This is a genomic window from Allobosea sp. UNC402CLCol, from assembly GCF_000745475.1.
Taxonomy (GTDB): Bacteria; Pseudomonadota; Alphaproteobacteria; order Rhizobiales; family Beijerinckiaceae; genus Allobosea; species Allobosea spartocytisi.
This window is the reverse complement of the sequence record NZ_JQJJ01000009.1, coordinates 504,397-530,904: the sequence shown is the minus strand read 5'-3', so window position 1 is coordinate 530,904 and position 26,508 is coordinate 504,397. Positions and strand designations below refer to the sequence as shown.

At 67.2% G+C, this 26,508-nt stretch carries 23 protein-coding genes; 9 read left to right on the top strand and 14 right to left on the bottom strand.

Features of this window, described 5'->3' with window-relative positions; all coding sequences use genetic code 11:
• Positions 1-21 precede the first annotated feature (21 nt).
• Positions 22-648, top strand: a complete 627-nt coding sequence (locus GY40_RS09755) for an NADPH-dependent FMN reductase (RefSeq protein ID WP_051987726.1) — start codon at positions 22-24, stop codon at positions 646-648.
• A 181-nt stretch (positions 649-829) separates the two neighbouring features.
• Positions 830-1,594 carry an MBL fold metallo-hydrolase gene (locus GY40_RS09750; protein ID WP_038361306.1) on the top strand — a complete coding sequence of 255 codons (765 nt, stop codon included), beginning with the start codon at positions 830-832 and terminating at the stop codon, positions 1,592-1,594.
• Positions 1,595-1,672: 78 nt separating this feature from the next.
• On the opposite strand, the gene GY40_RS09745 is transcribed toward GY40_RS09750, so the two are convergent.
• The 3 genes from GY40_RS09745 to otnK all read right to left on the bottom strand — a co-directional run bounded on the left by GY40_RS09745 (position 1,673) and on the right by otnK (position 5,932).
• Entirely contained in the window at positions 1,673-3,220 is a 1,548-nt protein-coding gene (locus tag GY40_RS09745; RefSeq protein WP_038361304.1) for a malonate--CoA ligase, read from the bottom strand.
• A 39-nt stretch (positions 3,221-3,259) separates the two neighbouring features.
• Positions 3,260-4,594, bottom strand: a complete 1,335-nt coding sequence (locus GY40_RS09740; protein WP_038361302.1) for a malonyl-CoA decarboxylase — start codon at positions 4,592-4,594, stop codon at positions 3,260-3,262.
• A 72-nt stretch (positions 4,595-4,666) separates the two neighbouring features.
• Positions 4,667-5,932 carry a 3-oxo-tetronate kinase gene (otnK, locus tag GY40_RS09735; RefSeq protein ID WP_038361300.1) on the bottom strand — a complete coding sequence of 422 codons (1,266 nt, stop codon included), beginning with the start codon at positions 5,930-5,932 and terminating at the stop codon, positions 4,667-4,669.
• A gap of 280 nt (positions 5,933-6,212) precedes the next feature.
• Here otnK and GY40_RS09730 point away from each other — a divergent pair, with 280 nt between their 5' ends.
• The 6 genes from GY40_RS09730 to GY40_RS09705 all read left to right on the top strand — a co-directional run bounded on the left by GY40_RS09730 (position 6,213) and on the right by GY40_RS09705 (position 13,111).
• Positions 6,213-7,730, top strand: coding sequence for an ABC transporter substrate-binding protein (locus tag GY40_RS09730; protein ID WP_038361298.1), 1,518 nt, complete (start codon positions 6,213-6,215; stop codon positions 7,728-7,730).
• Positions 7,731-7,875: 145 nt separating this feature from the next.
• The gene (locus tag GY40_RS09725; RefSeq protein WP_038361297.1) at positions 7,876-8,820 is read left to right on the top strand and encodes an ABC transporter permease; all 945 of its coding nucleotides are present in this window, start codon (positions 7,876-7,878) and stop codon (positions 8,818-8,820) included.
• A gap of 8 nt (positions 8,821-8,828) precedes the next feature.
• A complete protein-coding gene (locus tag GY40_RS09720) occupies positions 8,829-9,704 on the top strand; it encodes an ABC transporter permease (RefSeq protein ID WP_038362417.1) in 876 nt (291 codons plus the stop codon).
• Positions 9,705-9,773: 69 nt separating this feature from the next.
• Entirely contained in the window at positions 9,774-11,573 is a 1,800-nt protein-coding gene (locus GY40_RS09715; protein ID WP_156115914.1) for a gamma-glutamyltransferase family protein, read from the top strand.
• 160 nt (positions 11,574-11,733) lie between these two features.
• Positions 11,734-12,462 (top strand): DUF1028 domain-containing protein, encoded by a 729-nt coding sequence (locus GY40_RS09710; protein ID WP_051987725.1) that lies wholly within the window; start codon positions 11,734-11,736, stop codon positions 12,460-12,462.
• An 82-nt stretch (positions 12,463-12,544) separates the two neighbouring features.
• Positions 12,545-13,111 (top strand): DUF2345 domain-containing protein, encoded by a 567-nt coding sequence (locus tag GY40_RS09705; RefSeq protein WP_038361293.1) that lies wholly within the window; start codon positions 12,545-12,547, stop codon positions 13,109-13,111.
• 63 nt (positions 13,112-13,174) lie between these two features.
• Here the strand turns inward: GY40_RS09705 and GY40_RS09700 are convergent, their stop codons facing one another.
• From GY40_RS09700 to GY40_RS09650, 11 genes are all read right to left on the bottom strand, one after another.
• The gene (locus GY40_RS09700) at positions 13,175-14,296 is read right to left on the bottom strand and encodes an alanine racemase (protein WP_051987724.1); all 1,122 of its coding nucleotides are present in this window, start codon (positions 14,294-14,296) and stop codon (positions 13,175-13,177) included.
• The gene (locus GY40_RS09695; protein ID WP_038361290.1) at positions 14,293-14,751 is read right to left on the bottom strand and encodes a RidA family protein; all 459 of its coding nucleotides are present in this window, start codon (positions 14,749-14,751) and stop codon (positions 14,293-14,295) included. The genes GY40_RS09700 and GY40_RS09695 overlap by 4 nt, the downstream gene beginning before the upstream one ends.
• A gap of 39 nt (positions 14,752-14,790) precedes the next feature.
• Positions 14,791-15,306 (bottom strand): GNAT family N-acetyltransferase, encoded by a 516-nt coding sequence (locus GY40_RS09690; RefSeq protein ID WP_038361287.1) that lies wholly within the window; start codon positions 15,304-15,306, stop codon positions 14,791-14,793.
• Positions 15,307-15,311: 5 nt separating this feature from the next.
• Complete coding sequence (locus tag GY40_RS09685) at positions 15,312-16,475, bottom strand: amidohydrolase/deacetylase family metallohydrolase (protein WP_038361284.1); 1,164 nt, start codon at positions 16,473-16,475, stop codon at positions 15,312-15,314.
• A gap of 46 nt (positions 16,476-16,521) precedes the next feature.
• A complete protein-coding gene (locus GY40_RS09680; protein ID WP_156115913.1) occupies positions 16,522-17,094 on the bottom strand; it encodes a hypothetical protein in 573 nt (190 codons plus the stop codon).
• A gap of 5 nt (positions 17,095-17,099) precedes the next feature.
• A complete protein-coding gene (locus GY40_RS09675; RefSeq protein ID WP_038361279.1) occupies positions 17,100-18,041 on the bottom strand; it encodes an N-carbamoyl-D-amino-acid hydrolase in 942 nt (313 codons plus the stop codon).
• 105 nt (positions 18,042-18,146) lie between these two features.
• Entirely contained in the window at positions 18,147-18,959 is an 813-nt protein-coding gene (locus GY40_RS09670) for an ABC transporter permease (protein WP_248311153.1), read from the bottom strand.
• Positions 18,960-19,054: 95 nt separating this feature from the next.
• Positions 19,055-19,996, bottom strand: coding sequence for an ABC transporter permease (locus GY40_RS09665; protein WP_038361273.1), 942 nt, complete (start codon positions 19,994-19,996; stop codon positions 19,055-19,057).
• Between the two features lie 108 nt (positions 19,997-20,104).
• Positions 20,105-21,703 (bottom strand): ABC transporter substrate-binding protein, encoded by a 1,599-nt coding sequence (locus tag GY40_RS09660; RefSeq protein WP_038361270.1) that lies wholly within the window; start codon positions 21,701-21,703, stop codon positions 20,105-20,107.
• A 216-nt stretch (positions 21,704-21,919) separates the two neighbouring features.
• Complete coding sequence (locus GY40_RS09655) at positions 21,920-23,332, bottom strand: amidase (RefSeq protein WP_038361267.1); 1,413 nt, start codon at positions 23,330-23,332, stop codon at positions 21,920-21,922.
• A gap of 11 nt (positions 23,333-23,343) precedes the next feature.
• A complete protein-coding gene (locus GY40_RS09650) occupies positions 23,344-24,573 on the bottom strand; it encodes a M20 family metallo-hydrolase (protein ID WP_038361264.1) in 1,230 nt (409 codons plus the stop codon).
• Positions 24,574-24,708: 135 nt separating this feature from the next.
• Here GY40_RS09650 and GY40_RS09645 point away from each other — a divergent pair, with 135 nt between their 5' ends.
• Complete coding sequence (locus GY40_RS09645) at positions 24,709-26,118, top strand: MATE family efflux transporter (RefSeq protein ID WP_038361261.1); 1,410 nt, start codon at positions 24,709-24,711, stop codon at positions 26,116-26,118.
• Positions 26,119-26,508: the final 390 nt, after the last annotated feature.

Genomic DNA, 26,508 nt, shown 5'->3' with positions numbered 1-26,508 from the left:
GACGCAAACCGGAGCGCATCCATGCTCAAGAAGCTCGACACAAGGATCAGGCTGGCGCTGATCTACGGCAGCGGCCGCGAGGGCCGCTTCTGCGACAAGGTCGCCGGCTGGGCGATTTCCCAGATCGAGGGCGACGGCCCGTTCGAGCTCGCGATCATCGACCCCGGCACGCTCGAACTGCCGCCGCGCCATGTCGGCAGCGGCCATCCGGCTCTGGAAGAGGTTCGGCAGACCATCGCCTGGGCCGACGGCTTCATCGTGGTGACGCCCGAATACAACCGCGCCTATCCAGCGATCCTGAAATTCCTGATCGACTCGATCGGGCCGGAATGGCGCGGCAAGCCGGTCGGCTTCGTCTCCTATGGCGGCATCTCGGGGGGCTTGCGCGCCGTGGAGCAGCTGCGGCTCGTCTTCGGCGAATTGCACGCCGCACCGATCCGCGACGGCGTCTCCTTCGCCGATGTCTGGGGCCGCTTCGACACAGAGGGCCGGCTCATGGAAGCCGACCGTGCCGAACGGGCGATGGCGACGATGCTGGCGCAGCTCCATTGGTGGGCGAGCGCGCTGCGGACCGCGCGCGAAACCGTGCCCTACGGCCAGTTCGCCATGGAGCCGGATCCGAACAGCTTGAACCAATCTGTTCGGTGAATCCGTCTCCAAACCTTAAATGAGAGAACGCGTTTTCGGATCTGACTGCGTTGCAGTCAGATCGGCGCGTGCTCTCGCCTGATACCTCACGCGAAGTTGGGGCGAGCTTCACAAATCCGAACTGGTCTCGCTGCGGCCTGGGCGAAACAATGCCCGCCCCGAGACCAGGAGCCGGACGGATATGAAGCTCAAACTTCTCCGCAACGCGACGCTGAAGCTCAACTATGGCGGCAGGACCTTCCTGATCGACCCGGATTTCGGGGTGCCGCTCAGTCGCCCTTCCTTCACCGGCCGCTCGCAGAACCCGATGACGCCGCTGCCCGAGCCGATCGAGGACATCCTCGCCGGGGTGGATACGGTGATCGTGTCCCACCTCCACGCCGACCATTTCGATGCGGTCGCGAAGGAGCGCGTGCCGAAGAACCTGCCGATCATTTGCCGGCCGGGTGACGAAGCGGCGATCGCGCAGGCGGGTTTCTCCTCGATCACGGCGATCGACTGCTTCATCAGGCTGGGGCCGATCATCCTGAAACGGCATCCGGCCCAGCACGGCACCGGCGCCGTGGTCGATAAGATGGGGCCGGTGATGGGGCTGAGCTTCGAGGCGCCGGGCGAGCCGACGCTCTACTGGTGCGGCGACAGCGTGCTCTATCCGCCGCTGCGCGATGCCGCGGCGGCGACGGGACCTGACGTCATCGTCACGCATTCCTGCGGGGCGATGTGGGACAACACGCTGATCGTGATGGACGACGAGCAGACGCTCGATCTTGCCGAAGCATTCCCGCGGGCGACAATGATCGCGACGCATATGGAAGCGCTGGACCACGCCACCGTCAGTCGCACAGCGTTGCGCAAGGCGGCGAAGGAACGCGGCGTCGACACGCGGCGCCTGCGAATCCCCGCTGACGGCGAGACGATCGAACTCGGCGTGCCGGCGCTGGTTTGAGCCGCTCAAATACGCGTGTCATCCCGGCTCTTCGCTTCGCTCCGGCCGGGATGACACGCGATTTAAAACGGAAGGGGTCTATTCCCCCGCCTTCAACTGCTTGGCGTAGATGTCCTTGTACTGCTCGCGCAGCAGGTTCTTCTGGACCTTGCCCATGGTGTTGCGCGGCAATTCGCCGACGACGAAGACCTGCTTGGGCTGCTTGAACTTGGCGAGACGCTGCTCCAGCGCCCCGGCGATGCCCTTCGCGGTGATCTCGGCGCCCGGCTTGCAGACCACGACCGCCGTGACCCCCTCGCCGAAATCGGGATGCGGCACGCCGATGACCGCGCTCTCGATCACGCCCGGCATCTCGTCGATCTCGGTCTCGACTTCCTTCGGATAGACATTGTAGCCGCCGGTGATGATCAGGTCCTTGCCGCGCCCGACGATGTGGACGTAGCCGGCGGGATCGATCTTGCCGAGATCGCCGGTGATGAAGAAGCCGTCCGCGCGAAACTCGGCGGCGGTCTTCTCGGGGTTGCGCCAATAGCCCTTGAAGACGTTGGGGCCCTTGACCTCGATCATGCCGATCTCGTCGCGGGCGATTTCCTTGCCCGTCTCGGGATCGGTGACGCGGGCCGAAACGCCCGGCAGCGGGAAGCCGACCGTGCCGGCGACGCGATCCCCCTCATAGGGATTCGAGGTGTTCATGTTGGTCTCGGTCATGCCGTAGCGCTCGAGGATGGCGTGGCCCGTGCGCTCGCGCCATTCACGATGCGTCTCGGCCAGCAGCGGCGCCGAGCCGGAGACGAAGAGGCGCATATGCTTCGTCGCCTCCCGGGTCAGCCGCGCATCCTGCAGCAGCCGGACGTAGAAGGTCGGCACGCCCATCATGCTGGTCGCCTGGGGCAGGTGCTTGAAGACCTGATCGGGATCGAATTTCGGCAGCAGGATCATCGCGGAGCCGGAGAGCAGCACCACATTGGTCGCGACGAAGAGGCCGTGGGTGTGGAAGATCGGCAGGGCGTGCAGCAGCACGTCGTCCTTGGTGAAGCGCCAATAGTCGACCAGGGTCAGCGCATTGGACGACAGATTGTCGTGGCTGAGCATCGCGCCCTTCGAGCGCCCGGTCGTCCCGGAGGTGTAGAGGATGGCGGCGAGATCGTCCGGCCCGCGCGCGACATCGGCGAAGCCGGTCGAGGCCGCCAGCGCCTTGTCGGACAGCGTGCCCGCCGAGACATCCGGCGCGCGCCAGACGCCGAGCGTCTCCAGCTTCGCGCCGGCCTTCTCGGCGAAGGGCCTGAGCGCCTCGGCCTTCGCCGGATCGCAGACGAAGACGGCGGGCTCGGCGTCGCCGAGGAAATACTCGATCTCGGCCGGGGTATAGGCGGTGTTGAGCGGCAGGAAGATCGCACCGGCCCGGACCGTGCCGAGATAGAGCATCAGCGCCTCGATGCTCTTCTCGACCTGCACCGCGACACGGTCGCCCGGCTTCACGCCGAGGCCAACCAGCGCGTTGGCGAAGCGGGCGGAGACGTCGAGCACGTCCTGATAGCTGTAGCTTCGGCCGTCATCGAGGAGCGCAAAACGCGCCGCCGGCCCCGGCATGCGGGCACGGATGAGGTCGAACAGGTGGTTGCCCATGATTTCGGGTCCTTTCAGGCGTTTCCGTCGTCGGGTCTGTCAGGGATTGGCCGGGCGCAGCAGCTTGCGCACCGAGGAGGAGGCCACGACCGTGTCGCGCGTGGCGAAGGCCTCGTGGTTGGTCTCGATGTCGTCGAGGTCGTAGCGGTAATTCACCATCACGCCATGCGACTCGCGCAGGCCCCGCGCCGACAGATTGCCGCCGACATTGATGCGCTCCAGCCGCGCGCCATTGCCGAGATGGAAGCGCGCGACCGGGTCGATGACGCGCCCCGAGCTCCCCCGTGCGCGCAGCAGATATTGCGCCGCCATCTGGCCGAGCAGCTTGTCGCGACGGGCCTTGGTCGCGTCGTCGAGCGAGATGGTCTCGCCGGCCGGACGGCCCAGCTCCGCGCGCTCCTCATTGGTGAGATGGAACGCGCCGGGATCGGCGGCGATGCCGGAAAGCCAGCGGGCGAAGCCCGGCACCGGCGAGAGCGTGACGAAGGTGTCGAGCCCCGGCAATTCGCGCTTGAGGTCCTCGGCGACCTGCTTGATCAGGAAATTGCCGAAGGAAATGCCGCGCAGGCCCTCCTGGCAGTTCGAGATCGAATAGAACACCGCCGTCGTCGCCTCCTGCGCCGGCAGCACCTCGCGCTCCGGCTGAAGCACCTCGCCGATGGTGCGCGGAATCTCGGTCGTCAGCGCGACCTCGACGAAGATCAGCGGCTCGTCGACGAGTTGCGGATGGAAGAAGGCGAAGCAGCGCCGGTCCGCCGGTTCGAGGCGCCGACGCAGATCGTCCCAGCCCTGGATCTCGTGCACCGCCTCGTAGCGGATGATCTTCTCGAGCACATTGGCCGGCGTACGCCAGTCGATGCGGCGCAGCACGAGGAAGCCGCGATTGAACCAGGAGCCGAAAAGGTGCCGGAAATCGGCATCGACGGCCTTGAGCGCAGGCTCCGCCTCCATCGCCTCGAACAGCGCCTCGCGCATCTGGACGAGGACATGGGTACCGTCCGGCGCAAGATTGAGGCGGCGCAGCAATTCCTGCCGGCGCGGCTCGGATGCCAGATGCAGGGCCGAGACGGCCGCCGCGTCCGGCTTCTTGCGATAGGTTTCGATGGCCTTGTCGAGCCGCTCCGCATCCGGGCCGAAGCGCTCCGCGAGCAGGTTGAAGAAGGCGAGACGACCGGGCTTGTCGAGGCGCTGCCAGGCGTCGAGCACGGCCTGCGCGAACGCCATGCCGGAGGCCTCGCCCTTGCCGGAGAGAAGATCCTCGCAGAGCCGGTCGATCGGCCGGGCGCCTTTGCCGAGGAAGCGCTCGAAACCGATCAGCGCACGGCCGCGATCAGCGACGTTGGTCAGGAGTTCGCCGAGAAACGCCATATCCATGCGGGCTCCCAATGCTGCCAAGACCGGTTGCTCCGCGATCCTATACGAGTTTCCGCCGGCGCAAACCGCGTCTCAGCGCAGCAGGCTCCAGGCCTTCAGGAAGAAATCCGGGGCGCCGAAATTCCCCGATTTGAGCGCGACGACCATCGCCGGCCCGTCTACGACGCGGGTCCAGGGCACGCCGGGGTCGATCTCGGGGCCGATCTCCAGCGTGCGAATCCCCAGGCCCAGCACGGTGGCGCCGGAGGTTTCGCCGCCGGCGACGAGCAGGCGCGTGACGCCACCCTTCGACAATAGCCGCGCGATTTCGGCGAAGGCATCCTCGACGACACCGCCCGCCTTCTCGCGGCCGAGCTTGTCCTGAACCGCCGCGACTTCGGCCGGGTCGTCGCTGGAATAGAGCAGGAAGGGCTTGTCCGCCGGCTGCGCCAGCGCCCAGGCCGCGAGCCCGGCCGCATCCTGACGCCCTTCGACCAGCGCGAACGGATCGACCTTGAGAGCGGGATAGCCCGCCGCCAGCGCCGCCTTGATCTGCCCGCGCGTCGCAGTGGAGCAGCTTCCCGAGATGATGCCGCTGCGCCCGGCCGGGGCCTGCAAATCCTGCGGGCCGGGATGTTCCGGCAGGAGGCCGGCCCGGCGGAAATTCTGCGGGAGGCCCATCGCGATGCCAGAGCCGCCGGTCAGCAGCACATGCTCGGAGACGGCATGGCCGAGCGTCATCAAATCCTCATTGGTGAGGGCGTCGGTCACCACATAGCGAACGCCATCGACCTCGAGCTTGGCGAGACGCGCCTTCACCGCGGCAGGGCCGGCGAACACCGTGGCGTAGTCGACCAGGCCGACATCCGTTTTCGCCTGCGCCGCCATCAATCGCATCAGGTTGGAATCGCGCATCGGCGTCAGCGGGTGGTCCTTCATCGAGCTTTCGTGAAGCGGGACAGTGCCGACGAAGAGATAGCCTTGATAGATCGAGCGGCCATTGGCCGGAAAGGCCGGGCAGACGATGGCGAGCTTCGCGCCAAGCCGTTCCATCAGCGCGTTCGCAACCGGGCCGATATTGCCCTCCGCCGTGGAATCGAAGGTCGAGCAGTATTTGAACAGGATCTGCCGCGCCCCTGCCGCCAGCAGCGCCTCGCAGGCGGCCAGCGAGTCGGCGACCGCCTCCGCCACCGGATTCGTCCGCGATTTCAGCGCGACCACCACCGCATCGGCATCGGGCAAGGCGACGCCGGCCGCCGGCACGCCAATGACCTGCACGGTCCGCATACCCGCCCGGTTCAGCATCAGCGCCACATCGGTCGCGCCCGTCATGTCGTCGGCGATCACACCCAGAAGCACGGTTTCCTCCCTCTCGATTTTCTACGTCCTTCTAGCCGGCGCCCACGGCCAGCGCGACCGTCATCGCCGCATCGCCTGCCCGAGTGTTCGGCATGCCACGGGAGCCGCCCAAAAACCGTGCAGCGCCGCCCGGAAATTGGTGCGCCGCAGCGTCGACGGCACCGCGGTTCTGAGTCAACTTGGTCCCGCAAGGAACAAGTTCGCCGATATGGAGCCGGATCGGGGTGCTCGCCCGCTTTCCGAGACGCCTTGAAAAACGACGTTCGAAGAGGGGAAAACCATGAAGCTTCTCAAAGTTCTGGCCGCAGCTTCCACCCTCGCGCTCGCCGCGTGGCCCGGCCTGTCGCCGGCGCTGGCACAGACACCATCGACGCTGCGGATCGGGCTTCAGGAAGACCCGGACATGCTCGACCCGCACAAGGCCCGCACCTTCGTCGGCCGGATCGTCTTCATGGGGCTGTGCGACCGGCTGCTCGACATCACGCCCGAGCTGAAACTCGTGCCGCGGCTCGCCACCTCCTGGGAATTCTCGGCCGACGGGCTGACGCTGACGATGAAGCTGCGGACCGAGGCCAAATTCCATGACGGCGAGGCCTTCAACGCCGAGGCCGCCAAGGCCAATCTCGAACGGGCGATGACCCTGCCTGAATCGCTGCGCAAATCGGAGCTCGCCTCGGTCGACAAAGTCGAGGCGCCCGACCCGGCGACGCTCGTCCTGAAGCTCAAGCGGCCCGACGCCACCCTGCTTGCCCAGCTCACCGACCGTGCCGGCATGATGCTGGCGCCGAAAAGCCTCACCGGCGACGTCACCGCCAGGCCGATCTGCTCCGGCCCCTACAAATTCGTCGAGCGCGTGCAGAACGACCGGATCGTGCTGGAGAAGTTCAAAGAGCATTGGGAAGCCGACAAATACAATTTCGACCGGATCATCTACCGCTCGATTCCCGACACCACCGTCCGGCTCGCCAATCTGCGCTCGGGCGAGCTCGACATGCTGGAGCGACTGGCGCCGACCGACGTGAAATCGGCCAAGGCCGATGCCTCGCTCAAGGTGACCAGCATCGCCAATCTCGGCTATCAGGGCATCACCATCAACACCAATAACGGCGACGCCGCCAAGCAGCCGATGGGCCAGGACAAGCGGGTGCGCCAGGCGTTCTCGCTCGCCATCGACCGCAAGGTGCTGAGCCAGGTGGTGTTCGAGGGGCTCTACGAGCCGATGAACCAGCCCTTCAACCCCGGCAATTTCTATGTCAGCGGCGATTTCCCGGTGCCGGCGCGCGATGTCGCCAAGGCCAAGGCGCTGCTGAAGGAGGCCGGGCAGCCGAAAGTCACCGCCGAGCTCTTCGTCACCAACAACCCGGTCGATACCCAAATCGGCCAGGTGATCCAGGCGATGGCACAGGAAGCCGGCATCGACGTCCAGCTCCGCGCGACCGAGTTCGCCAGCCAGCTCCGCGACCAGCAGCAGGGCAAGTTCCAGATGAGCCGCATCGGCTGGTCGGGCCGCATCGACCCCGATGGCAACATCCACCCCTTCGTCACCACGGGCGGCGGGCAGAACGACGGCAAATACTCCAACCCCGAGGTCGATCGCCTGCTCAACCAGGCGCGGACCGTCTACGACCCGGCGGAGCGCAAGAAGCTCTATGATGCCGCGCAGAAGATCCTGAACGACGAATTGCCGATCATCTATCTCTACAACCAGACGGTCTTCTTCGCGCTGCGCAAGAACATCGACGGCTTCGTCATCAACCCGGACGGGCTGATCCGGCTGGCAGGGTTGAAGCGCTCGTGAGCCCTTCCCTCGCGCCGACCACGGCGCCATCGTCCCGGGCGGCCGAGGGTCGACCCGGGATCCATCGTAGAGCGCAGTTCCCTATGATGGACCCCGGAATTCCGCTTCGCTGCATCCGGAATGACAAAGCGGTTTCGAGTGCGCCATGCTGACGCTCATCCTGCGACGCATCCTGATCGCGATCCCGACGCTGTTCCTGGTGTCGGTCTTCGTCTTCGCCCTGCAGCGTGCGCTGCCGGGCGACCCCTTCCTCGTCCTCGCCGGCGAGGAGCGCGACCCCGAGGCCATCGCCAGGCTGCGCGAGATCTACCGGATGAACGACCCGGTCTTCGTGCAGTTCTTCGCCTGGCTCGGGCAGGTGGTCCAGGGCGATTTCGGCCGCTCGCTGCGCACCGGGGAGCCCGTGCTCGGCCTCATCCTGCAGAAGCTGCCGGTGACGATCCAGCTCGCCACCGCCGCGATCCTGGTGGCAATCGCGATCGGCATCCCCATCGGCATCCTGGCGGCGCGGCGCAAGGGCACCATCGTCGACTATTCGGCCAGCGCCGTCGCGCTGTCGGGGCTGTCGATCCCGAATTTCTGGCTCGGCATCATGCTGATCCTGCTGGTCTCGGTCTATCTGAAGTGGCTGCCGGCCTCCGGCTATGAATCGATCTTCGTCCACCCCTGGGAGGCGATCCAGCGCCTGATCATGCCGGCCTTCGTGCTCGGCAACGGGCTCGCCGCCTTCCTGATGCGCCATACCCGCTCGGCCATGCTGGAGGTGCTGCGCTCCGACTATGTCCGCACGGCCCGCGCCAAGGGGCTGGACGAGGACACGGTCGTGCATCGCCATGCGCTGCGCAACGCACTGGTGCCGATCATCACGCTAACGACGCTGCTCTTCGGCGAGTTGCTGGCCGGCGCGGTGCTGACCGAGCAGGTCTTCACCATTCCCGGCTTCGGCAAGCTCATCGTCGATGCCGTGTTCAACCGCGACTATGGCGTGGTGCAGGGCGTGGTGCTGTGCACCGCCATCGGATTCATCCTGATGAACCTGCTGGCGGACATCCTCTACATCCTCGTCAATCCGCGGCTGAGGGCGGCCTGATGGCATCGATGGATTCCATCTCCTCGGGCGCAGGCACGGCGAGCGGGCTGAAGGCGCGGCCGGGCGTGCTGGCCCGGCTCCTCCGCAACCCTTCGGCACTGATCGGCGGCGGGCTCGTGCTCCTCTTCGTGCTGCTGGCGGTGCTGGCGCCGGTGCTGCCGCTGGCAGACCCGTTCAAGTCGAACTTCCTCGCCATCCGCAAGCCGCCTTCGGAGCTCTACTGGTTCGGCACCGACGAACTCGGGCGCGATCAGGTGGCGCGGCTGTTCTTCGGGGCGCGCGCCTCGCTGCTCGCCGGCATCGTCTCGGTGCTGATCGCGGTCGCCATCGGCCTGCCCTTCGGGCTCATCGCCGGCTGGTATGGCGGCTGGATCGACATCGTGATCTCGCGCGTCACCGAAGCCCTGCTCGCCTGCCCCTTCCTGATCCTGGCCATCGCGTTTGCGGCGGTGCTCGGCCCCTCGCTGACCAATGCGATGATCGCGATAGGCCTGTCGGCCGTGCCGATCTTCATCCGGCTGGTGCGCGGGCAGGTGATGAGCGTGAAGGCCGAGGATTTCGTCGAGGGCGCACGGGCCGTCGGCGCGCGCGATCTGCGCCTGATGTTCCGCCATGTGCTGCCGAATACGCTGTCTCCGATCATCGTGCAGTCGACGCTGTTCATGGCGCAGGCGATCATCCTCGAAGCCGCCCTCTCCTTCCTGGGGCTCGGCCAGCAGCCGCCATCACCCTCCTGGGGGCAGATGCTGAACGTCGCCAAGAATTTCATGGAGCAGGCGCCCTGGATGTCGGTGGCGCCGGGCATCTGCATCTTCCTGGCGGTGCTCGGCTTCAACCTGCTCGGTGACGGCTTGCGCGATGCGCTCGATCCCAGAGAGAATTAGATGACGCCAGCCACGCCCGGCCCTCGCCGCTGACACCGCACCGACCACTTTCCACGACTGGATACACCCATGTTCACCACGCGCCCCGAAATCCTCGGCACCTTCGGTGTCGTCACCTCGACGCATTGGCTCGCGACCGCGTCGGGCATGGCGATGCTGGAGAAGGGCGGCAACGCCTTCGACGCCTGCGCCGCCGCCGCCTTCGTGCTGCAAGTGGTGGAGCCGCATCTCGTCGGCCCGGCCGGCGACATGCCGGCCGTGTTCTATTCGGCCGAGACGAAGAAGGTCGAGACGCTCTGCGCGCAGGGACCCGCCCCGCAGGCGGCAACCATCGCGGCCTACAAGGCACTCGGCCTCGATATGATCCCCGGCTCCGGCCTGCTCGCGACCGTCGTTCCGGGCGCCTTCGGCGGCTGGATGACGCTGCTGCGCGACCATGGCCGGCTCAAGCTGCGCGAGGTGCTGGAACCGGCCATCGGCTATTTCGAGAACGGCCACCCGATGCTGCCGCGCGTCTCGGATTCGATCCGGGAGCTCACCGATCTTTTCACCGGCGAGTGGCCGACATCCGGCGCGGTCTACCTCCCCGGCGGCAATGTGCCGGAGGCGCGCAAGCTCTTCGCCAACAAGGCCGCCGCCGCGACCTACAGGCGCATCCTCGACGAGGCGGAGGCCGCAGGCGCCGACCGGCAGGAGCAGATCCAGGCCGCCTATGATTCCTGGTACAAGGGCTTCGTCGCCGAGGCGATGGACCGTTTCTGCCGCACGCAGGAGGTGATGGATTCCTCCGGCCGCCGCAACAAGGGCCTGCTGACTGCGCAGGACATGGCGAATTACAAGCCGACCTACGAGACGCCGACCTCGGTGACGTATCACGACTGGGAGGTCTTCAAGATCGGCCCCTGGGGCCAGGGTCCGGCCTTCCTGCAGACGCTCAAGATCCTGGAGGGCGTCGACCTTGCGGGAATGGGTCCGGCGAGCCCCGACTTCGTGCATCATGTCGTCGAGGCGATGAAGCTCGCCTTCGCCGATCGCGAGGCCTATTACGGCGACCCGGATTTCGTGACGGTGCCGCTCGCGACGCTGCTCTCGGAGGATTATGCCGCCGGCCGGCGCGGGCTGATCGGCGAACAGGCCTCGCTGGAGCTGCGCCCCGGCATCGTGCCCGGCTACGAGGCGCAGGTCGCGCATGCGCTGAAGGCGCTCGGCGCCATCGCCCAGCCGACCCAGGGCGGCGCCAGCGTCGGCGAGCCGACCATGGCCTCGATGGTCGCGGCCGGGCGCAAGGGCGACACCGTCCATATCGACGTCATCGACAAATGGGGCAACATGATCGCGGCGACGCCGTCCGGCGGCTGGCTGCAATCCTCGCCGGTCATCCCCGAGCTCGGCTTCCCGCTCAATTCGCGGGCGCAGATGTTCTGGCTGGAAGAGGGCCTGCCGGCTTCGCTTGCGCCGGGCAAGCGGCCGCGCACGACACTGACGCCGACCATTGCCTTCGAGAATGGCCGGCCGCGCCTCGCCTTCGGCACGCCGGGCGGCGACCAGCAGGAGCAATGGCAGCTCGGCCTCTTCCTGCGCCGGGTCCATCACGGGCTCAACCTGCAGGAAGCCATCGACCTGCCGCTGTTTCACACCCAGCATTTCCCCTCCTCCTTCTATCCCCGGACCTCGCGGCCGGGACATCTGATGATCGAGGAGAGCATCGGCGCGGCGGCCTTGGCGGAGCTGGAGCGGCGCGGCCACAGGCTCGAGCGCGCCCCTGCCTGGACGGTCGGGCGCCTGACGGCGGCGGAGACGGGCGATGACGGCCTCTTGCGCGCCGCCGCGACGCCGCGTCTGATGCAGGCCTATGCCACGGGGCGGTAAGCTCTGCCGGTTTTGCCGTCATTCCGGGCGAAGCGAAGCGCAGACCCGGAAGCCATCGTAGAGCGCCTCGCCCTTCGATGGATCCCGGATCGGTGCGGCTTCGCCGCTTGTCCGGGATGACGGGGAAGACTGAGATCGACCGGATAACGAGGAACCGCATATGACCTGGTCCATCGTCGCCCGCGACGCCGCGACCGGCGCCTATGGCGTCGCCGTCTCGACCTGCGCCTTCGCCGTCGGCGCGCGCGTGCCCTATGGCGGCGGCCGGATCGGCGCCATCGCGACGCAGGCCTTCGTCAATCCGCTCTATGGCGTCGACGGGTTGAAGCTGCTGCAGGAAGGTCGCTCGGCTCTCGAGATCGTCGCGACGCTGACGGCGGCCGACGAGGGCCGTGCCCATCGCCAGCTCCATGTCATCGACCGCGACGGCAAGATCGCCGCTCACACGGGTGCGGCCTGCATCGACTGGTGCGGTGCGGTGGACGGGCCGCAGGTCTCGGTCGCCGGCAACATGCTGGCGGGGCCGGAGGTCGTGCAGCAGACGCTGAAGGCCTATATCGCGGCATCCGGCCTCGATTTCGACGAACGGCTCCTGGTCGCGCTCGAAGCCGGCGAGAAGGCCGGCGGCGACAAGCGTGGCCGGCAATCGGCCGCCATCCGCATCTGGAACGGCGAGCCGGTGCCGAGCTTCGACATCCGCGTCGACGATCATGCCGATCCGCTGGCGGAGCTGCGCCGGCTCTGGCGGGTGGCGCATCAGCGCTCCGTGCCGTTCCAGCAGGCCTCGCCCTCGCGCAGCCGCCCTGCCGGCGTCACCGACAGGGCCGAACTCGACCGGCTCTGCGCGGAATATGCGGCGAACTGGAACGCGCGGCATCCGGAGAGCTGAGCCGCGGAGCGCATTCTCGCCAAGCCTGTCGCGTGATAAGGTGACGTTTCGTCACCCTGTCATCCAATAAGCGGGGAATGCGATGGCCGATCGGGACAACGAAGCCCTCCAGAAGCGCATCGCCACGCTGGAGACGCAGGTCGCAGCCTTGCTGCAGGCGATTTCGGCAGACCGGGGCGGCAATGTCGTCATCAACGCGCCGGGCTCGCTGACCGTCAATTGCGGGCTCGGGATCTCGCTCACGGCCGGCAGCGCGATGACGCTGACCGCAGGCGCCAACCTTGCCGTGATCGCAGGCGCCAATGCCAGCCTCGTTGTCGGCAACCGTTTGCGCATCAGCAGCGGCCATGAAGCCTCGTTCGAAACACGCAGTTTCAACGTCACGGCGGCCGTGGGCTGCAAGATCGATAGCGGACAGAGCCTCGCCGTCACCTCCGGCAAGGAGATGACGGTCGCGGTCAGCAAGACGCTTCTGGTCGAAAGCGCCAACGCGATGGTGCTGAAAAGCGGCGATGCCAGGCTGGACCTGAAGAAGGACGGCAGCGTCGAGCTTCACGGACGGGACGTCACGCTCAAGGCCTCCGGACACCTCGAAGCCAAGGCGTCCGGACATGTCACGATCAAAGGATCGAAGATCCTGCAGAATTGAGCCTGAGCATGTTCAAGCGAAGCGGCCGCCGCTTCGCTTGAAGAAAATGCGGATGCGCTTCAGTCAGGTCAGCTTCCCCCGCGCCGCGACCGGCAGTTCCCCGATCAGCTTGTCGCCCCGCACCGTGATCAGCCGGTCGACCATGTTGACGACGACGCAGACATGGTTCGGCACGACACGCACGACCTCGCCGACGACGGGACGCTCGTTCGTGCCGGAGAGATCGAGGAAGCCATGCTCCTCGGCGAATTGCGCGATCTTCGCGCGAGGATATTCGAGGATCAGCCCATGGCCGTCGAGACCGCCCTTGTCGCTGGTCAGCGTCTTCGAGCCGGAATCGAGGATGCCGCGCTCGGGCGCCGCCCGGCTCACCACCGTGGCGTAGACGGTCAGCGCGCAATCATCGAGCGTCGCGACCCCGGCCGCCATCTGCATGCGGTCGTTGAAGATCGAGGTGCCCGAGCGATGCTCGGTCGCGCCCTTGAGCTTGCCCATGTTGGGGATGTTGGGCGAGCCGCCGGTCGAGACGATGTCGGCCTTGAGGCCGGCATCGCGCAGGCCGGCATTGGCGGTGTCGAGGAAGACCTGCGTGCGCTCCCAGCCATCCTCCGGCGGGTACATCAGGAAGCCGGCGAAGCGCAGGCCGGGCGAGGCCGCGACCATCTTCGCCAACTCGACCGCCTCGTTCGGGGTCTCGACGCCGGCGCGCTTGCGGCCGGTGTCGCATTCGATGACGACTTCCAGATCACGGCCTGCGATCTCGCCGGCACGCGGCAGGCCAGAGATGGTGACGGGGTTGTCGGCGGCGACGATCATGCGGACGCGGCGCTGGAGCGCGCCGAGGCGGCCCAGCTTCTCCTCGCCGAGGATGTTGTAGCTGATCAGGATGTCGTCGATGCCGCCATCGGCCATCACCTCGGCCTCGCCGAGCTTCTGGCAGGTGATGCCGCGCGCGCCGGCCTCGACCTGGAGCCGCGCCAGCTCGGGCGATTTATGCGTCTTGATATGCGGGCGGTTGGCGACGCCGGCCGCATCACAGGCGGCCTGGAGACGGGCGATGTTGGCATCGACCTTGTCGAGGTCGATCACGACGGCAGGGGTGCCGTAAATGCGGGCGATCTCGGCCGCGAGAGGGGTCGCGGCCGGCTGGTCGACGGCCCTGGAGGTGGTCGCGGTGACGCTCATGGGTGCACCTTCACGATAACCTCGATCTCGACGGTCATCCGGTTCGGCAGCGAGCCCATGCCGACGGCCGAGCGGGCGTGGCGGCCCCGGTCGCCGAGCACGGCGACGAACAGGTCGGAGCAGCCATTGATGACCTTGGGATGGTCCGAGAAATCGGGCGCTGCATTGACCATGCCGAGCAGCTTGACGATCTCGACCTTGTCGAGGGAGCCCGCCGCCTTCTTCATCGCCGCGAGCAGGCCGAGGCCGGTCTGCTTGGCATGCTCATAGGCCTGCTCGATCGTGACGTCGGCGCCGACCTTGCCGGTCGGATAGGTGCCGTCGGCGCGCTTGGGACCCTGACCGGAGAGATAGATCATGTCGCCGACCTGCTTGAAGCTGACATAGGTCGCGACCGGCGTCGGCACCTCCGGCAAGGTCAGCCCCAGTTCCTTCAGCCTGTCATCGGCGCTCATGGCATCTTTCTCCTCAGTCCTTCGCCGACGCCTGTCGCGTCAGTCCTTTAGGTCGCGGCGCATATAGCAGGCCGCTTCATCGTAAGTCGCCAGCTTCCCGGCCAGCGCGGGCTCTGCAACAACGGCAAATCCCTGACGCCGCCAGAAGCTTGTAGAGCCGTTCACCGCCACCAGCGAGAGGCTTCGGTAGCCGGCCTGCCCGAGCCGGCGGGCGAGCTCCGCAACGATCCGGCCGCCAGCCCCCGCTCCGCGTCCTTCGGGCAGCACAGCGAGATCGTGCAGATACCAGTTCGCCTGACCGTCCGGAACGGCGCCGAGCCGGGAGTTGAGCGCAGGGATCTCGCCGGCCGGCCAGGGATGGCTGACGAGATAGCCGAGCAGCGCCCCGCCCTCGCCCTCGCCCTCCAGGACATGGCAGCCTTCGCCGGCAAGCCGCAACCGCTCGGCGAAGACGGCTTCGTCCTCGGGATAGGATGGGTGGACAACGGCCGCGATCCGCAACACGGCCGGCAGATCGGCAGGCGCCATGCGGCGCCAGCCCGTTTCGCGTGACATGAAAGTTACGCCGCGACCTTCGGGAACTTGCTGGTCCGCTTCGGGTGCCACCACTTGCCCTTGAGCACGACGCCCTCGGAGACGAACTTCCTGTCACCAATCAGGTGCTCGCCGACCACGTCGACATAGTCGAACTTGCCTTCCTTGACGGTCAGGATCGTCGCGTCGCCGAGCGAACCGACCTTGAGCGAGCCGTATTCCGGGCGCTTCAGCGCCATGGCGGCGTTCACCGTCGAAGCGGCGACGACATTGTTCAGGCTCATGCCCATGCAGAGGAATTTCGACATGGTGGTGACCTGGTCGAAGGCCGGGCCGTCGATGCAGAGCTTGTGAACGTCCGACGAGATCACGTCCGGCTCGAAGCCGTTGGCGAGCATGGCGCGCGTCGTCTTGAAGGAGAACGAGCCCTTGCCGTGGCCGATATCGAAGATCACGCCGCGCTTGCGGGCGGCCACCACCTCCGGCTTCACCGTGCCCTGCGCCGTGCAGGGGGCGTTCGGGAAGGGGCGGAAGGCGTGCGTCAGCACGTCGCCCGGCCTGAGCATGGCAAGGACTTCCTCATAGGATGGCGGCGGATGGTCGATATGGCACATCAGCGGCATGCCGACCTCTTCGGCCACCTGCAGGGCGATGTTGAGCGGCTTGGTGCCCTGGTCGCCCGAGGCATGCAGGCCGACGCGAACCTTGATGCCGACGATGTAGTCGCGGTTCTTGTCGGCGACCTCGGCGCAGTCGATCGGGTTCATCAGGCGCATGTCGCCGCTCTCGCCGACCATGACGCGGTGGTCGAAGCCGTAGATGCCGGCATGCGAGACGTGGAGATAGGCGAGGATGCGCGCCTGGCTCGGCTCGATGACATGCTTGCGGAAGCCCGCCCAGTTGCCGGGGCCGGCCGAGCCGGTGTCGACGGAGGTGGTGACACCCGACAGGCGGCAGAACTCGTCGGCGTCGATGCCGAGCGAGGTGCCGCCCCAATAGACATGGGTGTGCAGGTCGATCAGGCCGGGCGTGACGATGTAGCCGGAGACGTCGCGGATCTCCTTCGCCCCCTTCAGATCCTTGCCGAAGCCGGAGACCTTGCCGTCCGTGAAGGCGACGTCGAGGATGCCGTCATGCTTCTGCGAGGGGTCGATGACCCGGCCGCCTTTGAGGATAATGTCGTGGGTCATCGAAACTACTCCGCAGGCCATTGAGCAAAGGCGATGGCGACGCCGTTCAGAAGGTGGAGGCCGGCCCCTGCCGGACGATAGAGAAGGCGCGCCCGAAATACAGATGCAATTCGGGAATGAAGAGTTGCGAAATCGTCGGGTCCTGGATCGGCGTGTATTTCGCCCCGCCGTCACGGGCGTCGGCGCCGCCGAGATAGGCGGTCAGGCCGCGGCCGCGAAAGGCGTCGATCCGGTCGGTGAGCCTTGCGACGACGATGACGCCGCAATCGCCCCATTCATAGGGAATCGCGAAATAGAGCTTGGCGGCGTAGCTCAGCGTGGCCTCGCCCAGGCCCTGGGCATAGCGCGCCATGGTCGCCGAGCGGCCCGCCACGCTCCTGACCTTGCTGAAGACCTCGTGATCCGCCCACCAGCCGCCGGCGGTGGCGCGCAGCGGATCGCTGGCGAAGCGGGCCGCATCGCAGAAGCGATAATAATTCTGGCCGACGCTCAGATGGACGCGCTGGACATGGGACATGCCGCCGTTCTGGCCCTGCGCGGAGAAACCGCGCGCCGCCTGCTCATAGGTGGAAAGCTTCGGTGGGAAGAAACAATCCCGGTTCAACGGGTCGGGTGACACGGGCTCTATCCTCCCAGCAAAGGCCCGGCACCCTTGCGCTCGACGATCATGCCGTAAGCCTGCGGCTCGCGATGCTTCGCGAAGTTGAAGGTCGAGGCCTTGTAGCTCTTGCCGAGATCCATGTCGCAACGGGCGATGACGAGTTCGTCGCCTTCCGTCACGGCCTGCGCCACGACCTCGCCGGTCGGGGCGATGATGCAGGAGCCGCCGATCTGGTCGACACCGGCCTCCGGCCCCGCCTTGGCGACGCCGACGACCCAGGTGGCGTTCTGATAGGCGCCGGCCTGCATCACGAGCTGGTTGTGGAAGTTTCCAAGGCGGTCATGGTCAGGTGCGGGCGGATTGTGCTTGGGCGTGTTGTAGCCGAGCACGATCAGCTCCACGTCCTGCAAACCCATGACGCGGTAGCTCTCGGGCCAGCGCCGGTCGTTGCAGATCATCATGCCGATATGGGCGTCCATCGTCCGCCAGACCGGCCAGCCGAGATTGCCGGTCTCGAAATAGCGCTTCTCGAGATTCTGATAGGGCGCATCGGGCCGGTGCTCGGGATGACCGGGCAGATGGATCTTGCGGTACTTGCCGACGATGGTGCCAGTCTTGTCGACGAGGATCGCGGTGTTGAAGCGGCGCTTGCGCCCTTCCTCATGGGCGAGCTCGCAATAGCCGAGATGGAAGCCGATGCCGAGGCGCTTGCTTTCCTCGAACAATGGCGCCGTTTCGTTCGAGGGCATCGCCGTCTCGAAATAGCTGTCGATCTCGTCCTCGTCCTCCATCCACCAATGCGGGAAGAAGGCGGTGAGCGCGGCCTCCGGATAGACGACGAGTTCGACGCCGTGCTCCTTCGCCTGCCGCATCAGCGCGATCATCCGGGCGACGGCCGAAGCCCGGCTTTCGTCGCGCTGGATCGGGCCGAGCTGGGCTGCGGCGACGGTCAGGATTCGGCTCACGGCGGAAGGCTCCGGATAATGGGATGACAGGCTCGAAAACCACTGCCGGCGCGTCAAGCGCCGGCAGTGGTTGGCGGGGGTTGCTTCAGCGGCAGGGCTGCCGCGTCAGAGCCGCTTGGCGATGCGCGGATCGAGCGAGTCGCGCAGGCCGTCGCCGAGCATGTTCACCGCGAGCACGGTGATCGAGAGGAAGACGGCCGGGAACAGGATGATGTGCGGCCTGACCTGCCAGAGCGCCCTGCCCTCGGCCATGATGTTGCCCCAGGACGGGGTCGAGGGCGGCACGCCCGCGCCGATGAAGGAGAGGATGGCCTCGACGATCATGGCGCTGGCGCAGATATAGGTCGCCTGCACGCTCATCGGTGCGAAGGTATTGGGCAGGATGTGCTTGATGATGATGCGCGGCGCGCGCGCGCCGTTCGCCACGGCCGCCTCGACATAGGGCTGCTCGCGCAAGGACAGCACCACGCCGCGGACGAGGCGGGCGACGCGCGGAATCTCGGCGACGGTGATGGCGAGGATGACGTTGCCGATCGAGCCGCGCGTCAGCGCCATCAGCGCGATGGCGAGCAGGATCGGCGGGATCGACATCCAACCGTCGATGATGCGCATGACGATGCCGTCGGCCCAGCGCATGAAGCCCGCAAAGAGGCCGATGGCGAGCCCGGCGACCGAGGCCAGGATCGCCACGCTGAAGCCGACGAGCAGCGAGACGCGCGCGCCGTAGATGACGCGCGAATAGATGTCGCGGCCGAGCATGTCGGTGCCGAACCAGTAGAGCTCCGAGGGCACGCGCGTGCGCCGGCTGGGCGAGATCGCCGTCGGGTCGACGGTGCCGAGCAGCGGCGCGAACAGGCCGATGAGCGCCATGAGGACGAGGAGCCCGCCGCCGATCGCGACCGAGGGGTGGCGGCGCAGATAGCGCCCGAAGCGGACGAGCTTGCCGGGCCCGGCGGGCTTCGCCGGGGCTGCGGGGGCGGCGATACCGTTCGCCGGAATGGGATGCTGCAAGGTCAATAGCGGATCCTCGGGTCGACGAGGGTGTAGGTCAGGTCGATCAGCAGGTTCACGAGCACGTAGACCAGGCTGAACATCAACACGACGCCCTGGATGACGGGGTAGTCGCGCCGCAGGATGGCATCGACGGTGAGCCGGCCGAGACCGGGAATGGCGAAGACGCTCTCGGTGACGACGGCGCCGCCGATCAGCAGCGCGATGCCGATGCCGATGACGGTGACGATCGGCACCGCCGCGTTCTTGAGCGAGTGCAGGAAGAGCACGTCCTTCTGCGCCACGCCCTTGGCATTGGCGGTGCGGACATAGTCCTGCTGCAGCACCTCCAGCATGGTGGCGCGGGTGATGCGCGCGATCAGCGCGATATAGACCAGCCCGAGCGTCACCGCCGGCAGGATCAGGTTCTTGAGCCAGGGCCAGACGCCCTGCGAGAGCGGCGTGTAGCCCTGCACCGGCAGCCAGTCGAGCTTCAGCGCGAAGATCCAGGCGAGCAGGTAACCGACGACGAAGACGGGCACCGAGAAACTCAGGACGGCGAAGGCCATCGCGCCCTTGTCGATCCAGGTGCCGGCCTTCCAGGCGGCGATCACGCCCATCGGAACCGCGATCACCACTGCGAAGATCAGCGTCAGCACCATCAGCGAGAGCGTCGGCTCGACGCGCTGGGCGATGAGCTGCGTCACCGGCAGGTTGGTGAAGATCGAGGTGCCGAGATCGCCTTGCACGACCCGCCACGACCATTCGCCGAAACGGACCAGATAGGGCCGGTCGAGCCCCAGGCTGGCGCGGATGCGCTCGACATCGGCCGGCGAAGCCTGGTCACCGGCGATGATCGCCGCCGGATCGCCCGGCGCGATGTACAGCAACGAAAACACGAACAGCGCAACGAACGCCATCACCGGGATGGTCGCGACGATGCGTCTGACGACGAATGCAAGCATGGGGCTGTCCGAACCTCGTTCAAGTCTGACCAGGGGCCACGGCCGGAACGGATGTCCCGGACGCAGCAGGGTGAAGCGTCGAGGCGGCCACCGCCGCCCCCGCCATCGTCAAGCCTTCGACACGCCCCAGAAGAAGGGCAGCGGGCCTGAAACCACGCCCGAGACGTTCTTCCGCCAGGCCTGATAGCCGAGGTAGAAGCCCGTGGGCGCATAGACGACATTCTCGACCGCCGCCTTGTTGAGGCGGCCGAGCGCCGCCTTCTCCTCGGCAAGGTCCTTGGCGTTGAACCAGTTCGTCACCTCGGTCTCGACCGCCGGCACGTCGGGCCAGCCGAACCAGGCCTTTTCGCCATTGGCGCGGATCGCGGTGTAGGCGGCCGGATTGATGCAGTCGGCGCCGGCATGCCAGGTGTGGAACATGCTCCAGCCGCCCTGCCCCGGCGGCGTCTTCTGGGCGCGGCGGGCGCCGACGGTGCCCCAGTCGGTCGCGACGAAATCGACGTTCATGCCGATGCTCTTCAGCAATTCGGCGGTGACGTCGCCCATCGACTTGGTCGCCGCCATGTCCTGCGCCACGACGCAGACCACCGGCTCGCCCTTGTAGCCCGATTCCGCGAGGAGCTTCTTGGCGGCGGCGACGTTCTTCGCCTTCATCATCTCGCCGCCCTCCTCGGTATAGAGCGGCGTGCCGGGCGTGAAGAAGCCGCCCAGCTCCTTCCAGAGCTTGTCGTCCTCGCCGACGAGGGCGCGCATGTAGTCTTCCTGGTTCAGCGCGGTCATCACCGCCTGGCGCACCTTGACGTTGTTGAAGGGCGGGAAGAGGTGATTCATGCGGAAGGAGCCGATATTGCCGAGCGGATCGCCGATATCGACATTGATGTTGGCATTGCCCTTGAGCACGGGCACGAGGTCGGAGAGCGGCGTCTCCCACCAGTCGACCTCACCGTTCTGCAGGGCTGCGGCCGCCGTCGCGGGATCGGGCATGATGACCCATTCGACGCGGTCGACGAGGATGTTCTTGCCGCCGGCCAGCCAGTCCGCCTTCTCGGAGCGCGGAACATAGTCGGTGAACTTCTCGAAGACGGCCTTGGCGCCGGGAACCCATTCGTTCCGGGCGAACTTCATCGGGCCGGAGCCGACGAATTCGGTGATCTGCGTGAAGGGGTCGGTCTTGGCGATGCGCTCCGGCATGATGAAGGAGCAGGGCGCGTTGTTCTTGGCGAGTGCCAGCAGCATCTTCGGGAAGGGCTGCTTCAGCACCCATTTCCAGCTTCGGTCATCGATCGGCGCGAGCTCGACCTGGATGGCGCGGAGCATCAGCCCCATCGGATCGCGGGCGGACCAGCGCACCAGGCTCTGGACCACGTCCCTGGCGAGAACCGGCGTGCCGTCATGGAATTTCAGGCCCGGCCGCAGCTTGAAGGTCCAGGTCAATCCATCGGCCGAGACTTCCTCGGACTCGACCATCTGGCGCTGCGGCTGGAACTTGGAATCAATGCCGTAGAGCGTGTCCCAGACCAGCGCCGCGGCATTGCGGACGACATATTGCGTCCCCCAGATGGGGTCGAAATTGGCGAGGTTCGCCTGCGGTACGAAGCGCAGGGTCTTGGCCGCCGCGCCTTGCGCCAGGGCCGGCATCGCCAGCCCCCCTGCCGCGGCAGCAACGCCGGCACCGGTCGCGGATTTCAGAAACGTCCTGCGATCCATCATTCTCTCCCCTGTGTGGCAACCTCTGAGCGGGCGGCCTTGGCGCGAGTTTGGGCAGAAAAACTCTCCCTGACAACACGCCGAAGACGCTCCTTCAGGCAGCGCGGTCGCCTGCAGGGTTCGTGCCAGAGCGGCGCAAAACGACGAAAGGGCCGGAATATCCGGCCCTTGGCGTTGGATCGCGCGGCAAAGGAGCGACTGCAGAAAAAATGCCGGTTAAATCGGTTTGATCGGCTGATCGACGCGGGCGAAGGGTTTGGCCTGTTCGAAGGCGGCGGCCGCCCGCAACACCAGCGCATCGCGCCCGAAAGCGCCGACGATCTGCAGCCCCGCCGGCAGCCCGGCCTCGGTCAGGCCGCAAGGCACGGAAATCGCGGGCTGCTGGGTGAGGTTGAAGGGGTAGGTGAAGGGCGTCCAGCGGGTCCAGTCATCGCCATAGGCGCCATGCTCGGGCGTGTTGCGGCCCACCGAGAAGGCCGGCAGCGGCAGGGCCGGCGTGAGCAGCAGGTCGAAGCGGGCGTGGAAGCGGGCCATGCACAGCGCCAGTGCGTTGCGCTGATTGAGCAGCGCATCGACATAGGCCGAGGCCGGAATGCGCTCGCCTTGCCCGGCGACGGCGACGAGGCCCGGATCCATCCGCGCCCGACCGCCAGCATCGGTGTCGCGCAGTGCCAGCGCCGCGCCCGATGCCCATAAGGTGATCAGGGTTTCGATCGGATCGGCGAAGCCGGGATCGGCCTCCTCGACCGTCGCGCCGAGCTCGGCGAAAAGCTGTGCCGCTGCGCTCGTCAGCGCCGCGATCTCGGGATCCACCGGCACGTCGAGGCCGAGCCGCGGCGACCAGGCGACGCGCAGGCCCCTGAGCCCGCCCTTGAGGCCGTCGACATAGTCCGGCGGCCTGCCCGTCATCGCCGTCATGTCGCGCTCGTCCGGCTGGCCGATCACCTGCATCGCCAGCGCCGTATCGGTCACCGTGCGGGTGAGCGGGCCGAGATGGGCGAGGAAGCCCATGGTCGAGATCGGCCAGGCCGGCACGCGGCCATAGCTCGGCTTGAGCCCCACGACGCCGGTGAAGGCGGCAGGGATACGGACCGAGCCGGCCCCGTCGGTGCCGATATGGATGCAGCCGAGATTGAGCGCCGCAGCCGATGCCGCTCCCGCAGAAGAGCCGCCCGGCCCCGTGCCGATGTTCCAGGGATTGCGGGTGATGCCGGTGAGCGGCGAATCGCCGACACCCTTCCAGCCATATTCCGGCATGGTCGTCTTGCCGAGAAAGACGGCGCCGGCTTCACGCAGGCGGGCCGTGGCCGGCGCATCCTCCGGGAAGGGCGCGTCGGAGGCCACGGCGGAGCCGCGCCGCATCGGCCAGCCGGCGACGGCGATGTTGTCTTTGATCGTGACCGGCACGCCGTCGAGCGGGCCGGTCGCCTCGCCCTTGAGCCAGCGCGCTTGAGACGCCTCAGCCATGGCGAGCGTCGCCGCTTCGTCGCGATGGACGAAGGCGTTGATCTGCGGCTCGAAGCGCTCGATGCGGGCGAGCGCGTCCTTCGCGACCTCGACCGGCGACACATCCTTGCTGGCGTAGAGGGGGCCGAGCTCGGCGGCCGAGAGCGAAGCGATCGTCGTCATGCGGGAGATCCTCAGGCGTTCGCCACGCGCCAGGCGGTGGCGAGCAACACATTGGCGCCGGCGACCATGTCTTCGTCGGTGCTGAACTCGGCCGGGTTGTGCGAGAGCCCGCCGATCGAGGGGATGAAGACCATGGCAGTCGGGCAAAGCCGCGCCATCATCTGGGCGTCGTGGCCGGCGCCGGAAATCATGCGCCGGATCGGCAAGCCGAATTCGCCCGCGCTGCGTTCGACCTCGGCGATCAGCTCTTCGGCGAAGGGCGTCGCCGGGAAGCGCGCGAGATCGCGGAAGGCGATGGCGATGCCGTCGCGCTCCGAAAGCTCGGCGCAGAAGCGGCGCACCGCCTCCTCGGCCTGGGCGAGCGGCGCATCCTGCGGATTGCGCAAGTCGAGCGTCATCACCACCGTCTCGGGCACGACGTTGACGTTGCCGGGCTGCACGCGGATGACGCCGGAATTGGCGAGCTGGTGCGGGATGGTCTTGGTGAGCTCGTTGGCAAAGATATTGATGCGCGCAGCCGCCAGCCCCGGATCCTTGCGATAGGCCATCGGCGTCGTGCCGGCATGGCTCGGGCGGCCCTTCAGCGTCAATTCCAGCCAGGTGATCGCCTGGATGCCGGTGACGGCGCCGAGACCGCCGCCCTCGTTCTCGAGGACCGGCCCCTGCTCGATATGCATCTCCAGATAGGCATGCGCGGGCAGGAAGCCGGGCCGCTCCGCGCCTTCATAGCCGATGCGCTTCAGCTCGGCCCCGAGGCCGACGCCTTCGGAATCGACTTCGCGGTGGGCGGCCTCGACGCTCATCCCGCCGGCCCAGACATAGGAGCCGAGCATGTCGGGATGGAATCGAGCTCCCTCCTCGTTGGTGAAGGCGATGACGGCCATGTCGCGCTTCGGCGTGAGGCCGGCATCGCGCAGGGCCGCCAACACCTCGACGCCGGCGACGACGCCGAGCGCGCCGTCGAAGCGCCCGCCGGTGCCGACCGTGTCGATATGCGAGCCCATGATGACGGCGGGTCCATCGAGCTGGCCCTTCAGGATGCCGACGATGTTGCCGATCGCGTCGATGCGGACGTCGAGGCCGAGCGTCTCGAGCTGGCCGACGAGCCAGTCGCGGCCCTGCCTGTCCTCATCGGTCAGGGCAAGACGGCGGCAGCCGCCCTCCGGCGTCGCGCCGATGCGCGCCAGATCTGCCAGCCGCGAGGTCAGCCGCGCGCCGTCGATCCGCAGATTGGTGCTCATGAACGACAACCCTCCTTGCTTAGCGCGAGGCAAGATGCAGGCCGCATCCCGGCTTGTCGACCCGCCCGGCGCGCAGCCGCCCCCCTGCGCGGGTGGCTGTCTGCGATCGGCAATCGCGGGTAGAAGCGGAGCGCCATGTCAACCGTCGCCGCAGCCCCCGCCCGTTCCCATCCCTGGCTCACCGAGGCCCGGGCCATGCTCGCCCTGAGCTGGCCGATGGTGCTGACCAATGTCGCGCAGACGGCGATGACGGCCACCGATGTCGTGATGATGGGCCATCTCGGCCCGCAGGCGCTGGCGGCTGGCGCACTCGGCAGCAATCTCTACACCGCCTTCCTGATCTTCGGCATCGGCGTGATGAGCGCGGTCTCGCCGATGATCGCGATCGAGCTCGGCCGCAACCGCCATGCCGTGCGCGACCTGCGCCGGACGGTGCGACAAGGCTTCTGGGCGGCGGCGACGATGGCCGGCCCGATGTGGCTGGTCCTCTGGCAGGCCGAAGCCATCCTGAACGCGATGGGGCAGGATCCGGCGCTGTCGAAGGCGGCCGCATCCTATGTCCATACGCTGCAATGGGGGCTGCTGCCCTTCTTCTTCTATCTGTGCCTGCGCGGCTTCGTCGCGGCGCTGCAGCGGCCGCGCTGGGCCTTCATCGTCGTCCTCTTCGCCGTCGCCTTCAACGCCTTCGCCAACTGGTGCCTGATGTTCGGGCATCTCGGCTTTCCGGCGCTGGGCCTGCCGGGCTCCGGCCTCGCGACTGCGCTGTCCTCGGCGCTGATGTTCGCCGGTCTCGCGCTCGTCGTCTCGCTCGACCGGCGCTTCCGCCGCTACCACCTGCTCGGGCGCTTCTGGGTGCCGGACTGGCCGCGCTACCGGACCTATTGGCGCATCGGCTTCCCGATCGGGCTGACGGTCGCCTTCGAGGTCGTGATCTTCAACGGCGCCGCCTTCATGATGGGCCTGTTCGGGGAGAGCCCGCTCGCGGCGCATGCCATCGCGATCCAGATCGCCTCGCTGACCTTCATGGTGCCGCTCGGCATCGGGCAGGCCGGCACGGTCAGGGTCGGGCGCGCCTTCGGGGCCGGCGACAGCGAGGGTGTCCGGCGCGCGGGCGCCACGGCGCTGTTCCTCGCCCTGAGCTTCATGGCCTCGACCGCGCTCTTGATGGCGCTCGCTCCGCAATGGCTCGTCGCGCCCTTCCTCGACGTCTCGAAACCCGGAGCCGCGGAGGTCGCCGGGCTTGCCATGACGTTCCTGTTCTACGCCGCCGTCTTCCAGCTCGCCGACGGGGCGCAGGTCGTCGGCGCCTCGATCCTGCGCGGCCTCGGCGATACGCGGCTGCCGATGATCTTCGCCGGCCTGGGCTATTGGGGCATCGGCCTGCCGCTTTCGGCAGCACTTGGCTTCCTCACGCCGCTGGCCGGACGCGGCATCTGGATCGGGCTCGTGATCGGCCTCGCGGTGGTGTCGGTGATGATGCTCGGCCGCTGGTGGTCGCGCGAACGCCTCGGTCTCGTCGCGCCCACGCGGGCGGCGGCCTTCTGAGTTCGTCACCCCGTCGCTTCGACTGCCGGGCGGCTTTCGGCGCGATCACAATCCGTTGTTCGCCCGAAGCTGCCGGGCGCCCCGCGTAGCGGAAACGGCCGATGAGCATGTCTCTGGCGCATGCCTCCCGGCCATTGGCGGGATAGTCACGCCGCAAAAGCAATCCGCGGCTGGTGCGATAGTCTTTTATTAACCCTGTGACGCTCTCCTAGGGCCGCAGAAGAATCGCTTTTCCAGCGCCGGAAGCGGGAATTCTCGCCAAGCGGGGGATTCGCCGGGCGTCGTTGTGGCAGCGCGGGAACATTGTTGCCCATACGCAACAGGCGCGGCTTGCCACAATTTCGCCACACGGTATTCACCCCGCAGCCATCTCCGGTTCCTTGAACCGGA